Annotated in this window: 9 protein-coding genes and 2 pseudogenes; 3 read left to right on the top strand and 8 right to left on the bottom strand. The window is 71.6% G+C overall.

The features are described from left to right. Window position 1: 1 nt before the first annotated feature. From FNV62_RS41240 to pqqA, 6 genes and pseudogenes are all read right to left on the bottom strand, one after another. The gene (locus tag FNV62_RS41240; RefSeq protein WP_144315982.1) at window positions 2-793 is read right to left on the bottom strand and encodes a Tat pathway signal sequence domain protein; all 792 of its coding nucleotides are present in this window, start codon (window positions 791-793) and stop codon (window positions 2-4) included. 7 nt (window positions 794-800) lie between these two features. Beyond that, complete coding sequence (locus tag FNV62_RS41235; RefSeq protein WP_054230073.1) at window positions 801-2,000, bottom strand: glycoside hydrolase family 105 protein; 1,200 nt, start codon at window positions 1,998-2,000, stop codon at window positions 801-803. Further along, the gene (gene pqqE / locus FNV62_RS41230; protein WP_143609850.1) at window positions 1,997-3,082 is read right to left on the bottom strand and encodes a pyrroloquinoline quinone biosynthesis protein PqqE; all 1,086 of its coding nucleotides are present in this window, start codon (window positions 3,080-3,082) and stop codon (window positions 1,997-1,999) included. The genes FNV62_RS41235 and pqqE overlap by 4 nt, the downstream gene beginning before the upstream one ends. Further along, window positions 3,079-3,333, bottom strand: a complete 255-nt coding sequence (gene pqqD / locus FNV62_RS41225) for a pyrroloquinoline quinone biosynthesis peptide chaperone PqqD (protein ID WP_060897071.1) — start codon at window positions 3,331-3,333, stop codon at window positions 3,079-3,081. The genes pqqE and pqqD overlap by 4 nt, the downstream gene beginning before the upstream one ends. Window positions 3,334-4,100: 767 nt before the next feature. Then, window positions 4,101-4,826 (bottom strand): annotated as a pseudogene (gene pqqC, locus FNV62_RS41220) (pyrroloquinoline-quinone synthase PqqC); the annotation flags it as partial. A 75-nt stretch (window positions 4,827-4,901) separates the two neighbouring features. Continuing rightward, window positions 4,902-4,997, bottom strand: a pseudogene (gene pqqA / locus FNV62_RS58110) (pyrroloquinoline quinone precursor peptide PqqA); the annotation flags it as partial. Between the two features lie 366 nt (window positions 4,998-5,363). On the opposite strand from pqqA, the gene FNV62_RS41210 reads away from it, so the two are divergent. Together FNV62_RS41210 and FNV62_RS41205 are read left to right on the top strand one after the other, a co-directional pair. Next, on the top strand, window positions 5,364-6,155 hold the full coding sequence (locus tag FNV62_RS41210) for an aldo/keto reductase (RefSeq protein ID WP_097289315.1): 792 nt from the start codon (window positions 5,364-5,366) through the stop codon (window positions 6,153-6,155). Window positions 6,156-6,400: 245 nt separating this feature from the next. Next, window positions 6,401-7,096: a glycoside hydrolase family 75 protein gene (locus FNV62_RS41205; RefSeq protein ID WP_143603462.1), complete on the top strand. Its 696-nt coding sequence runs from the start codon at window positions 6,401-6,403 to the stop codon at window positions 7,094-7,096. A 55-nt stretch (window positions 7,097-7,151) separates the two neighbouring features. On the opposite strand, the gene FNV62_RS41200 is transcribed toward FNV62_RS41205, so the two are convergent. Both FNV62_RS41200 and FNV62_RS41195 read right to left on the bottom strand, forming a co-directional pair. Further along, window positions 7,152-7,853 (bottom strand): SDR family oxidoreductase, encoded by a 702-nt coding sequence (locus FNV62_RS41200; RefSeq protein ID WP_054230068.1) that lies wholly within the window; start codon window positions 7,851-7,853, stop codon window positions 7,152-7,154. Between the two features lie 85 nt (window positions 7,854-7,938). Beyond that, the gene (locus FNV62_RS41195; RefSeq protein WP_144315981.1) at window positions 7,939-11,544 is read right to left on the bottom strand and encodes a hypothetical protein; all 3,606 of its coding nucleotides are present in this window, start codon (window positions 11,542-11,544) and stop codon (window positions 7,939-7,941) included. A 255-nt stretch (window positions 11,545-11,799) separates the two neighbouring features. On the opposite strand from FNV62_RS41195, the gene FNV62_RS41190 reads away from it, so the two are divergent. Further along, window positions 11,800-13,188 carry a glycosyltransferase family 39 protein gene (locus tag FNV62_RS41190; protein WP_225900561.1) on the top strand — a complete coding sequence of 463 codons (1,389 nt, stop codon included), beginning with the start codon at window positions 11,800-11,802 and terminating at the stop codon, window positions 13,186-13,188.

Below are 13,188 nucleotides of genomic sequence, written 5' to 3'. Positions count from 1 at the left end.
CTCATACCAGTTGGTAGCCGCGCAGGTTGGTCAGCAGCAGGTAGCAGTCCTGCAGGGACCCGGAGGTGTCGCCGAGGGACCGGTAGATGCCCCACTTGGGGCGCACCCGGTCGGCGAGGAGGGTGTCGACGCCCGTCCTGGACTTGTCGATGATCGTGGTCGAGCCGCTCTTGAGGATCCAGCGGACCGAGCCCGACGTGCCGTCACCGACCTTGATCTGGAAATCGACGTCCGTCCACTTGTCGTGCAGCGGATCCAGGTCCGTGCGGCCGATGAGGATGTCGTCGATGGCGAGCTTCAGTTCGATGGTCTGCACGCCGTTCACCCGGCGCAGTGACTGCACGACGATCGGCGAGGTGCCGGTGCCCGGCTGCTTCATCTGCATGATGTGCGTGAAGGTCGTGGTCGCCTTCAGCGAGCTCGGGATGTACATCGAGTACGTGAGCCGCCAGGTCTGCCCGGCGGTCCACTTGAGATAGCTGCCGGCGCTCGTACGCAGCCCGGTGACCTCCTGGCGCTGACGGTCGGTGGAGGTGTCGCGGTCGACGGTGTGCATGTTGAAGCGCCAGTTGTCGCCGGTGGCGAAGATGTGCGGCCGGCCCGCGGGGTGCGAGTCGGCGCGGTCGTCCTCGATCGTCTCGAAGGCGCCGAGCTTGTCGCCGCTCGCCGACGGCGACCACTTCAGCTGCCAGGAGGCGGCGTGGGCGGCGGTGGCCGTCGCCGGGATGCCGACCGCGGCTCCGCCGGCGCCGCCGAGCGCCGCGCCGAGCAGGGTCCTTCTGGTGGTGCTCATGGCTGACTCACCTCGTCCTGAGTGGGTGGGCTGTGAGCTGTTCGTTCATGATCAGAAAGGCGCCGAGGCCGTGGAAGTCGTTCGTGGCACGGTCGCGGGCGATGTAGTACGCGTAGTCGCCGACATTGGTGCCGATGGAGATGTCGGTGAGGTTGGTGCGGCCGTCGGAGCCGACCGACATCCTGGCGAGGACGCCCTGGTAACCGCGTTGCGCCACGGACGCGTAGTGCGGGTCGAGGTAGCCCTGCTGGGCGCCGCGCGAGAGGGCGTAGGTGAACATGCTGGAGCAGGACGTCTCGGTCCAGTTGTCGCCGCGGGCACCCTTGTCGATCACCTGGAACCAGCGGCCGGTGGCCGGGTCCTGGTACTTCTCCAGCCCGGCGGCCAACCTCCTGAAGATGCCTACGAGTTGGGGCCGTCTGGGGTGGTTGACCGGGATCGCGTCGAGCACGTTGACGATCGCCATCGCGTACCAGCCGACCGCCCGGCACCAGTGCTCCGGGGCGAGGCCGGTCGCCGGGTCGGCCCAGCTCGCCGTCTTCGACTCGTCGTAGGCGTGCTTCAACAGGCCGCTCGCCACCTGGAGGTGGTTGCCGTAGACGTAGAGCTGCTTGGCGGCCTCGTCGTTCGCGTAGGTCGCGTCCCCGAACTCCTTGCCGTACTCGACGAGGAACGGGTTCACCATGTAGACGCCGTCCGACCAGAGCTGGTGGGCCCGGCTGCTGGTGTCGGCGTGCCAGAAGCCTCCGTCGGAGGTGCGCGGATAGGTGTTGAGACGGTTCCGGATCTTCAGGGCCGCCTTGCGGTAGCGGTCCTGGCCCGTCTCGTGGTGCAGGATCGTCAGGAGCCGGCCCGCCTGCATGCTGTCGAGACTGTTGAAGCTCTGGCCGATCGAACCGTCGCTCGACACGAAGCGGTCGACATAGCTCTTGATGTAGGTGAGATAGCGGGCGTCGTGCGTGCGCTGGTACGTGAGGTACTGGCCGTAGAGGTACAGCCCGACCGGGTACGACCAGCCGCCGATCGTGCTCGGGGTGTAGCGGGCCATGGTCGAGTCGATCAGGGCGACGGACCAGTCCTGGGCGGCGGCGGGCCTCCCCACAGGCCCTCGGGGTAAAGGTGTCGGGGGCGCGGTGGCGGCCACCGTGGTCAGGCCGGCGGTGGTGAGCACGCCCGCCATCAGCGCTGCCCGCAGTCGTCGTCTCATGTTCCTCCCTCTCGGTAGGCGTAGGCGGAGTTCCTGAGCGGGGCCTCGTCGACGAGCGCGCGGACGAGGTGGTGGTCGGGTGCGTGGCGGCAGGCCGGGTCGGTGCGGGAGGCGTCGCCGGTGAGCGCGTACGCCTGGCAGCGGCAGCCGCCGAAGTCGGTCGTGCGCAGGGCGCAGCCGCGACAGGGGTCCGGCATCCACGCCTCGCCCCGGTAGGCGTTGAAGGCCTTCGACTCGCGCCAGATCCAGTCGAGCCGGTGTGCGCGCACGTTCGGCGCGTCGAGTGCGGGGAGTGTCGCGGCGGAGGGGCACGGGAGCGCGGTGCCGTCCGGGGCCACGGTGAGGGAGACGGCGCCCCAGCCGCCCATGCAGGGTTTCGCGGTGGCGTCGAGCAGGTCCGGGGCGACCCAGACCAACTCCAGGGAACCGGCGAGTTGTTCGCGTCGGCGGCGCACGGTGACGCGAGCCTGTTCGACCTGGTCCCGGGTCGGCAGCAGGGCGGCGCGGTTGCGGGCGGCCCAGCCGTAGTACTGCGTGTGGGCGAGCTCGATGCGGTCGGCGCCCCAGGTGAGGGCGAGCGTGATCAGGTCGTCGACGGCATCGATGTTGGCCCGGTGCAGCACGACGTTCAGACCGAGTGGCAGCCCTGTCGCCCGCACCAACCGTGCGGCGCGCTCCTTGGCGGTGAACGCGCGGGCTCCCGCGATGCGTTCGGCGGCCTGCGCATCGGTGTGCTGTACGGAGAGCTGGACACTGCGCAGTCCCGCGTCCAGCAGCTCCGCGAGCCGTCGCTCGTGCAGGGCCACACCGCTGGTGACGAGCTGGGTGTAGAGGCCCGCGGTGTCGGCGGCGGCGACGATCCGGGCGAGATCGCGCCTGAGGAGGGGCTCGCCGCCGGACAGGTGGGTCTGGACAACGCCCAGGTCAGCGGCTTGATGAAAGACGTCGGCCCACTGTTCGGCGGTCAGCTCTCTTGACCGACTGATCAGTTCGACGGGGTTGGAGCAATACGCGCAGCGCAGCGGGCAGCCGTGGGTGAGTTCGGCCAGCAGGGCCCAAGGGGGATCGACGGTCGAGGTCATCGCAGCCAGCCTTCCTCGTGCAACGCCGAGAGGAATCGGGGTACTTCGTCGGCGACCGGCGCGCCGGGGAACCGTTCGGCGAGCGCGGCGACGATCTCGGGCACCTCGCGCCTGCCGTCACAGAGCCGGACGACGCTCCCGGCGTGGCCGCGCAGGACGACGACGCGTTCGGGCATGAGCAGCAAGTCGGTGTCGCGGACGGGATCATGACGGAGCATCACGGTGTGGGCCAGGACGGGGCGCCAGGTCATGGCGGGCCCCCTGCGGGGCCGGGAACCACCGGGGTGCCCGTCTGCGCGGGTGCGCCGGGGTGGCGGCCCGGGATCTTCGTCGGCATCGACCCACCCGAGGTCCGCGCCTGCGCCGCCGCGCCCGAAGCCCAGGAAGCCACGTCGCCGCCGACCGCGTCCCGCGCGGCGCGGGGACATCCCTGCGCGGGCTCGCGCCCACGCGGAGTCGCCACCGAATCCGACAGACCCGGCGAGGCGCCTCCGGTCGAGACATCCCCTGACGCCGACTCGGACACGAGGGGCGAGGCATCTCCCGGCAGATGCTCGGACACACGGGGTGAGGCATCTCCGGGCACACCCTCAGACACCAAGGACAAGACATCCCCTGGTACGCGCTCACGCCCGAAGCCCGAGACATCCCCCGGCACATGCCCAGACACACGGGGTGAAGCACCTCTGGGCACACCCTCAGACACCAAGGACAAGACATCCCCCGGTACGCGCTCAGACCCGAGGCCCGAGACATCCCCCGGCGCACCCTCGGGCACGAAGGGCAGGACATCTCCCGGCACACGCCCGGACGCGAGGCCGGAGACATCCCCCGGCGCATCCTCAGCCGCGAGGGGCAACGCATCCCCCGCCACCCCGCCCAAGGCACCCGGCAGTTGATCCGAACCTCTCCCCGACCCACCCCGACGGCCGCGACCCGACGCGCGCGGCGGGGTGCCCGGTGCGGCGGCTGGGTCGCCCCGCGGGGTACCCCCCGACACCCGGTCCGACGTGCCCGTCGGACCGGAGTCGCTCGCCCGGTCCACCGCGTCCAGGAGCGCCCACAGCACCTCGCACTTGAACGTCAGCGCCGCCACGGCCCGTTCCTGCTGCTCACGGGTGCGCGCCCAGCCCTGGACCAGGGCGAGCGCCTCCTCGCTGTCACGTCCGCCCTGCCCGATGCGGGTACGGAAATACGCCAGCCCCGCTGCCTCGATCCAGGGGTAGTACCGCTCGAACGCGGCGATCCGCGTGCGCATCAGCCCCGGTGCGGACAGCTCCGTGAGGGAGGCGGCGACCGCGTCGAGCACGGGGCGCAGGCGGCAGAAATTGACGTAGCCCTCGACCGCGAGCCGGACGCCGGGCAGCACCCGGGCGGTGTCCCACAGCGCCGGCCGTTCGAGGCCGGCGGCCTCGCCCAGCCGCAGCCAGCGTTCGATGCCGCCCTGTCCGACGGCCGTACCGTCGTGGTCCTGGATCCTGCGGACCCACACCCGTCGCAGTGCGGGATCGTCGAACTTGGCCAGGATCAGGGCGTCCTTGACGGGGATGTGGCGTTGGTAGTGGAAGCGGTTGATGATCCAGCGGCGCAGCTCGGCCGGGGTCAACTCGCCCTGGTGCATACGGACGTTGAAGGGATGACGGTCGTGGTAGCGGTCCTCGGCGACGGCGCGCAGCCGCTCGGTGAACTCGGCGGTTCCCCAAGGGGCCGCGGCACCGTCGTCGCGCACCGGTGTCGCGGTCATGGTTCGACAACCGTGGGGCTAGGCCGTACGTGCCAGGTGTGGCCCGGCGGTTGCCCGTTCGGTAACCGGGCCCAGGCGGTCACCGAGGGCGTAGGCCGTGACCTCCAGGGCGGTCTCGACGACCAGATACCCGGGGGTCTCCCAGACGCTTTCCTCCGATGTTTCCCGGATGACCTGCTCCGCGCGGCGGCCTTCGAGGGCGCTCTTGTTCATGTGCGCGTACCTGCTTTCCTGATGGGTGGGGGGTGTGGGGCCCAGACAGGTGCTGGTGTTCACATGCGTGCACCGAGTTCATGAACCCGTTCGGTGACGCCCTACAGAGTGGTCGGATGACGGAACTCGGTCAATGGTCCGGACCGATAAGGTCGGATCCATTTCCGGCCAATCTCCGACCCTCACCAGGAATCCACAGCTAATCCGCCGGTCAGGAATGCATGACGGCCGGTGATCGTTGACCATGGGAGTACCACCCGACGACTTAAGGATCGAGAGCTCGTGAGCAAGGTCCCCCCGATCATCCTGAACAACGGCGTCGAGATGCCGCAGCTGGGCTTCGGTGTCTGGCAGGTCCCGGACGACGAGGCGGAGCAGGCCGTCGCCACGGCGCTGGAGTCCGGATACCGCAGCATCGACACCGCGGCGATCTACGGCAACGAGGAGGGCACGGGCAAGGCCATCGCCACCTCCGGCATCCCCCGCGAGGAACTCTTCGTCACCACCAAGCTCTGGAACAGCGACCAGGGGTACGACTCGACGCTCCGCGCGTTCGACACGTCCCTGGAGAAGCTCGGCCTGGACTACCTCGACCTGTATCTGATCCACTGGCCGCTGCCGTCCCGGGGCAAGTACATCGACACGTACAAGGCCTTCGAGAAGCTCTACACGGACGGCCGGATCAAGGCCATCGGTGTCTCCAACTTCTACCCGGAGTACCTGGAGCAGCTGATCGAGGCGACGTCCGTCATCCCGGCCGTCAACCAGATCGAGCTGCACCCGCACCTCCAGCAGCACGCCACCCGCGAGTACCACGCGCAGCAGGGCATCGCCACCGAGGCCTGGTCCCCGCTCGGCTCGGGCAAGGGCCTGTTGGAGGTCCCGGCGATCGTCGCGATCGCCCAGAAGCACAACCGCACTCCGGCCCAGATCGTGCTGCGCTGGCACATCCAGCTGGGCAACGTCGTGATCCCCAAGTCCGTGACCCCGTCCCGGATCAAGGAGAACATCGACGTCTTCGACTTCTCGCTGGACACCGAGGACATCGCGGCGATCAGCGCGCTGAACGAGGACCGTCGCCTGGGTCCCGACCCGGCCACGTTCGACATGGGCTGAGCCCGGCCCTCATCGGCTGACCTGCCCCGGCCCGGACGCGCACCGCGTGTCCGGGCCGGCGGCGTCTCTCTCCCCACACACATCGACTTCCCCCACCCGCGTCGACACGCATCGACACGCCCCCACGCCGATTTCAACCCCTGGACCGGACCAACTCCGCCGGAGGGCTTGACGCGGTCATGCAAGAGGGCCACCTTGTAGCGCAACCCGGTAAGGAAACTTTCCTAACAGAAGGGTCCCCCACAGTGCGCTCTCGAACACTGACCCTCGCGGCCGTCGCCGGTGCCGCGCTCCTCGCCACCGCGGCACTCCCGGCCAGCGCGTCGGGCTCCGTCACCCCCCGTTCCGCCCAGGAGGGTTCGGTCAGCGCGGCCGACCTGCTCGCCAAGGTGACGTCCTGTTCGCAGATTTCGAACGGCAAGTACAAGACCGACGACGAGACCTCGGCCACCATCCCCGTGTGCGGCAAGAACGGCGCGGTGTTCTGGAAGGCCGACATGGACATCGACTGCGACGGTCAGGTCACCGGCAAGTGCAACGGCAACGCCGACCCCTGGTTCCAGGACGACACGGCGTTCCACCAGTCCGACGGGAAGCCGCTGCGCGCCGAGTCACTGCCGTATGTCGTCGTGCCCAGCACCAGCAGCATCTGGAAGTACACGAGCTACGGCATCAAGGGCGGCGGTGTCGTCGCCGTGATCTACAACAACAAGGTCGAGTACGCGGTGGTCGGCGACACCGGGCCCACGAAGATCATCGGCGAGGCGTCGTACGCCACGGCGAAGGCCCTCGGCATCGACCCCGACCCCGCCACGGGCGGGGCCGACTCCGGCGTGACCTACATCCTGTTCAAGAACTCCCAAGTGTCGCCGATCGAGAGTCACAGTGCGGCGGTGTCGCTCGGGGACTCGTTGGCGAAGCAGTTCCTCCAGAACAACTGAGGCTTCCGCAACGACCGAGGTTGACGCGACAACCCAGGCGCCCGCGGGTCCGACGTCAGTTGGGCTGGCCGATCGGACGTACCACCACGGTGTTCACATCGACGCCCGAAGGCTGCCCGATCGCCCAGACGATCGACTCGGCGAGCTGGTCCGCCGTCAGCAGATGACCGGGTGGCAGACTCCCGTAGCTGTCCCAGAACGGGGTCTCCACCCGGCCCGGCGAGATCAGGGTCACGCCGACACCGAACTCGGTCACCTCACGGCGGGCGTTCTCGGCGAGCCCGGTCACGGCCCACTTGGTGGCCCCGTAGATGTTGCCGGGGGTGTGGACGTGGCCCGCCACACTTCCGACCAGCACGATCCGGCCCCGCGTCTCCTTCAGGGCGTCGATGGAAGCCCTGATCAGCAGCGCGGGACCGAGCACATTGGTCAGCACCATCTCGGACCAGCCGGCCGGGTCACCGCCGGCGACGGTGTCGTGCGTGGCGAATCCCGCGTTGGCGACCACAGTGTCGAGGCGGCCGAACTCCTTGAGCGTCAGCTCGACCGCGGCGCGCACCTGGTCGTACTCGGCCGCGTTCCCGACGACCGTCAACAAGCCCTGGGGACGTCCGAGTTCCTCGGCGAAGGCGCGCAGCCGATCCTCGCCGCGGCCGGTGACCGTGACCCGGTGGCCGGCGTCGAGCAGTCGCCGCGCGACCGCGGCACCGATACCGCTTCCACCACCGGTGATGAGTGCGACAGGTGAGTCGGTCATGGATACCCCCGTATGTGTACGACAACGAGCGGGAGTACATCACTTGAAGCGCCCTCGAAGTCAAGGCCGGGGCCGCCGACCTCCCTCAACACGTCCGCCGGTAGGGCACGTCGGGCAGATGTCTGCGCCACTCGGCCCGGGTCGCCCCGCCCCCCGCCCGGGCGCACACCTCGCCCGCCGCACGTTCCGGCATCAACTGCTCTGAGCGCAGCGGCAGATGGGGTGTCGCGACGTACAACTCCTTGGCGCCCGGGGCGAATCCGATCGCGAGGACCGGCCCGTCGCCGGTCGGCAGGGTCGCGCCCTCCAGTCGCGGGGACGCCGTCTCCCACACGCGGACCGAGCCGTCGGCCCGGCTCGCGGCCAGCAGCGAGCCGTCGGCCGAGAAGGCCAGGGCGGGCCGCTCGACGGTGGAGTCGGCGGCTGCCAGGACGGCGATCCGGTGCTGCCCGCCCGCGTCCCACAGAGTGAGGCGCCCTTGGGTGTCGGCGGCGGCCAAGTAGCGTCCGTCCGGGCTGAAGACCGCGGTCGGCAGGAGATCCTCGCCCTGGAGTCCCTGTCTGCGACCGCCCGTCGCGACGTCGATCAGGACTCCTTCGGCGGTCACGACCGTACGCCCGGCCGGGTCGATCGCGGCGGGTCCCTCGCTCCGTCTTCCGACGACGTGGGAGACGGGGTGCGCGCCCTGACGGGTGACGAGGATCCCGTCGCGGGTGCTGACGGCGGTGTGCACCGTGCCGTCCGCCGCGACGGCACGCACCGCGGGCCGCACGGCGGGTTCGGCCGGCTGCCCGTAGGCGTCGAACGCGGCGTCGGTTCGCGCCCTGTTCCGCCACCCCGTGCCGATGAGCCCGTGCAGCGAGAGGGTGTGCACGACTCCCGCCCGGGAACCTTCGCGGTAGCGCAACACGCCCTCGCGCGGGTCGAGCCGGATGTCGGTGACGGCGGGTGTCTCGACGGGGAACGTGATGAGCGGTCGGCGCGGTCCGCCGTCCGTCGGGGCCGGACTGTCCGTACGCCACAGGGCGAGGCCGGCCGAACCCCAGGTGAGGACGTAGGCGCCGGTAGGGTCGAACTCCACCGAGTTGACGTCCTCGCCGGGCATCGGCAGCAGGGGACGTCCACGGTCGGCGTGGAAGTCCCAGGTGACGACGCCGTCAGCGGTTCCCGCGGCCAGCGCGCGGTTGTCGGGGGTGAAGACCGGCTCGTCCGAGCGGCACAGGAGCCGCTGCGTCCGCGCGGGCGGCTCGGTCGCGACCCGGCGCCGCTCGACGACGTCCCAGACGCGCAGTCGTTCACCGTCGTGGGTGCACCAGGCGAGAAAGCGGTCGTTCGGGCTCAGAACCGGCAGCGGACCGTCCCGGTCGCCCCCTGGATATCGGAAGAGGACCCGCTCCCGTCGTACGTCCCACACCTCGACCGTGGCCCCTTCGTCTCCGGCCCCCCGTCCCTCGCGCCGTACGACGAAGGTGCGTCCGCTCGGCCCGAACGCCCCGCCGGTGTCGGTCCAGGATCCCGGGGCGACGCGGTGGCTCTCCCCGTTCGTCAGGTTCCTGACCGTCGCGCCGTCCCGGCCGCGGTACGCGATCCAGCGGGCGTCGGCGCTGACGTCGACGATCCCCTCCGAAAGACCGGGCAGCGCGACCTCGCGCAGGTGCCGCTGACGGCGTACGTCCCACTGAACGACCTTGTCCCGTACGACCGTTGTCAGGATCCGGCCGTCCGCGCCGAGCCAGTGCGGCGCGTCGGGGGCGCCGAGCTGTGCGGGCTCGGTGAAGGCGGCCTGGTCGCTCTGGGCGGCGGCCGTCCGGACCGCCTCGCGGGTCTCGGGCAGGTCCGCGGTGCGCCAGGCCGCGAGCGCGAGACGCATCGCCGTGCGCGGATCCGTCGGCCGGAGCGTGTCCGCGAAGGCGGCGACCCGCCGGGCCCGCGCCTCGTCCCGCTGCCGTGCGCTGACCCCGCTCTGCCGCCAGGCGGTCGCACCCGCGACGACGGCGAGACAGAGCAGCACGGCGAGGGACACCGTCAGACTCCGCAGACGGCGGGCCGCGCGGGCGGCGGTACGACGACCCGCCTCGTACGCCGTCACGCTCGCGGCCAGGAAGTCCCGCTCCAGTCGGCTCAACTCGCCCAGCCTGGAGCCGAATTCCTCGGGCGCCGCCGTCAGTCGCACCCCCCGGTAGAGGGCTCCGGCGTCCCGGTCCAACTGCTGCCAGGTGCGCGCCGCCTCGGTGAGCCTGCGATGCAGCCGCAGCCGTTCGCGGTCCTCGTCCACCCAGCCGCGCAGCCGGGGCCAGGCACTGATCAGGGCCTCGTGCGCGAGGTCGACGGTGTCGCCGTCGACCGTCAACAGGCGTGCCCGCACCAGCTGTTCGAGCACCCGCGCGGTGGTGTCGGCATCCCCCAGCTCGTCGCGCAGGACGGGCCGCCGGGTGTCCTCGGCCCCGTCACCGGGGTTCACCAGCCGCAGCAGCAGCGCCCGTACCGCGGCCGCCTCTACGGGGGTGCAGCGCGCGTACACCTCTTCCGCGGTGTGCGCGACGGCGCCCTGGACGCCGCCGATCGCCTCGTACGTGGCCAGGGAGAGGGTGCGGGCGCTGCGGCGACGCCAGAGCTCGCGCAGCGCGTGGGCCATCAGGGGCAGACCGCCCGGCTCGTCGGCCACGTCCGCCACGATGCGTGCGGTGAGGGCGCGTTCGACGACGACCCGTCGCGCGACGGCCGGCCGGACGACCGCCTCGCGCAGCCGCTGCGGGGTCATCGGCCCGACGAGCAGGGTGGAGTCCCGCAGCGCCTCGGCGAGCGGACCGTGTTCGGCGCACCGTCCGTAGAAGTCGGCGCGGACCCCGAGGATCACGCGCAGTCCGCTGTCCGGATCCAGCGCCGTGAGCAACCGTTCGATGAACAGGGCCCGTTCACCGGGATCGGCGCAGAGCGCGAAGAGCTCCTCGAACTGGTCGATGACGAGCAGGGTGTCGCCGGGCGCGTCGTGCGGGACGAACAGCGCGCCGTGGGTGCGGGCCGGGTGGGCGCCGGGGGTGAGGATGCGGATGGCGGCGGGGGCCGGAGGGTGAGTGGCGGACAGCGGGACGGCGGGCGGAGCGGGCTCGGTGGCCGTGGTCCCGAATTCGGCGGCGGGGGACCTGCGTTGTCCGGGAAGCGCCGCGCGCGTCCGCGCCGCGGCGGTCGGCTCCGCCTCCCTCGTACCGGCCGATGTACGCAGCGCCGGTATCAGCCCCGCCCGTAAGAGGGACGACTTGCCGCTGCCCGAGGCACCGACGACGGCCGACACCCGCCTGCGGCCGACGAGTCGCAGCAGTTCGGCGATCAGGTCGTCGCGGCCGTGGAAGCGGTCCCGGTCGGCGGGCTCGAAGCGGGCGAGTCCGGGGTACGGGCCCTCGGCGTCGTCCGGTGCGGGGGTGCCCGCCTCCTCCGCGAGCGCCGCGCGCCAGCGCCGTTCCCACACGGAGATGTCCCCTCCGCACGCGCTGACGTACGCCAGGAGCACCGGCAGTGTGGGCAGTCTCTCGCCCGCCGCCGCCGCGGACAGCGTGGGTCCCGAGTAGCCCGCCCGGCGGGCCATCGCGCGGTAGGTCGGGGCGCCCGCCTCGTCGCGGAGCCCCCGCAGCCCGAAGGCGAACCGCGCCACCGCGCCCTGCGCCGGATCCAGCGGCTTCTCTCGGCGTCCCACCGGTGACTCCCCCCGTCCGCGGCGGCCCGATCCGTCGGCACCGCTCCCCATCTGCATTGATAGGTGCCCCGCGACGGGGCTGCCCATCAATCGTCCGGCGGCTGGACTCGACGGTGCACGTCCTCGGGGCCCCGTCGGAGGGGACCGCGAGGCATCGACCACGCGCCGGAGTCAGCCATCGCCACCACACACACTTCCAGACCGCCGCTCGCCCCCGCACGGTTGCCGACGCCCGCCCCGCACACCCCACCGACGGTGTACGCCCCCGCCCTGCTCTCGCTCGCCCTCGGACTGTGGGGCATTCGGCGCGGCGGCACCCTGTGGCGGGACGAGGCGGTGACCTACGACATGGCGCGGCGGTCCCTGCCCGACCTGTGGTCGACACTCGCCGACGCCGACGCCGTACACGGTCTGTACTACCTGCTCATGCACCTGTTGTTCGAGGTCACCCGCGGGCTCGACCCGCTCCTGGTGCTCCGGCTCCCGTCGGTCCTCGCCACCGCCGCGGCGACCGGAACGCTGGCCCTCCTCGGACACCGGCTGGCCGGACCCCGCGCAGGTCTTCTCGCGGGATCCGTCTTCGCACTGCTGCCGCAGGTCCAGCGCTACGCGCAGGAGGGCCGGTCGTACGCGATCGTGTGCGCGCTGGTCGTCTGGGCGACGTATCTGCTGGTGCGGGCGGTGGCGAGCCCGGACGGCCGCACCTGGGTCGCCTACGCCGCGGTGCTGGTGGCGGCCGGGCTGCTGCACGAGTTCGCCGTACTGGCGCTCACCGCGCACGCGGTCGCCGTGCCGCGCGCCGCCCGCCGGGCCTGGGCCGGGGCGGCGGCGGTGGTCCTCGTCACGGTGGCGCCGCTCGCCGTGCTGAGTACGCGGCAGTCGGATCAGGTGTCGTGGATCGGCAGACCGGGCGCCGGAGCACTCGTGGGGTTCGCGGGAACGGCCGTCCTCGCCCTGGCCTGCGCGGCGATGGGCCGGAAGCCCACTTCGCGCGTACTCCGGGGCGTCCGGCTGCCCGTCCTCGCGCTCGGGCTCCTCGTCCTGCCCGCCCTGCTGCTCCTGCTGGTCTCGCTGGTCACACCCCTGTATGTGGACCGCTATGTCCTCTACGGCCAGAGCGGCACCGCCCTGTTGACCGGCGCGGCGCTGGCCCGACTCACCCGGGCCCGGCGGACCCGCGCGGCGGCGCTGGCATGCGCGGGCGCCGCCGTTCTCGCGCTGCTCCCCGTCACCCTGCAGCTGCGTACACCGCAGAGCCGGGTCGACGACGTGGGCGCGATCGCCCGGGCCGTCGCCGAGGCCGGTGCGCCGGGTGACGGGGTCCTCTACCTGCCGGCGCGGCGCCGGGTGTGGTCCCTGCCCGACCCCGGCGCCCTGCGCGGGCTGCGGGACCTGGCCCTCGACCGCGCACCGGCCGCCTCGCACACCCTGTACGGCACCGAGGTTCCGGCGCCGGTCGTCCGCGCCCGCATGATCACGGCGAGCCGTATCGTCGCCGTGAGCGATCCCGCGGGGCAGCCGCTCGACGCGACCCCGGGGGAGATCGTCAAACGGCGGGTCCTGGCCACGTACTTCGAGAAGTGCGGCACACGCCGGGTCCAGGGCGCCCGGGTCACCGTGTACGCGCGCCCGGGCACGTGCTGA

This window comes from Streptomyces sp. RLB3-17, assembly GCF_007113425.2.
GTDB lineage: Bacteria > Actinomycetota > Actinomycetes > Streptomycetales > Streptomycetaceae > Streptomyces > Streptomyces mirabilis_D.
The sequence above is the reverse complement of the archived record's forward strand: the minus strand, read 5'-3'. Positions and strand labels throughout refer to the sequence as shown.

Excerpts from the sequence above, each read along its gene's own strand:
- FNV62_RS41240 (WP_144315982.1), bottom strand. The coding sequence starts at position 793 with ATGAGCACCACCAGAAGGACCCTGCTCGGCGCGGCGCTCGGCGGCGCC.
- FNV62_RS41235 (WP_054230073.1), bottom strand. The coding sequence starts at position 2,000 with ATGAGACGACGACTGCGGGCAGCGCTGATGGCGGGCGTGCTCACCACC.
- pqqE (WP_143609850.1), bottom strand. The coding sequence starts at position 3,082 with ATGACCTCGACCGTCGATCCCCCTTGGGCCCTGCTGGCCGAACTCACC.
- pqqD (WP_060897071.1), bottom strand. The coding sequence starts at position 3,333 with ATGACCTGGCGCCCCGTCCTGGCCCACACCGTGATGCTCCGTCATGAT.
- FNV62_RS41210 (WP_097289315.1), top strand. The coding sequence starts at position 5,364 with ATGCCGCAGCTGGGCTTCGGTGTCTGGCAGGTCCCGGACGACGAGGCG.
- FNV62_RS41200 (WP_054230068.1), bottom strand. The coding sequence starts at position 7,853 with ATGACCGACTCACCTGTCGCACTCATCACCGGTGGTGGAAGCGGTATC.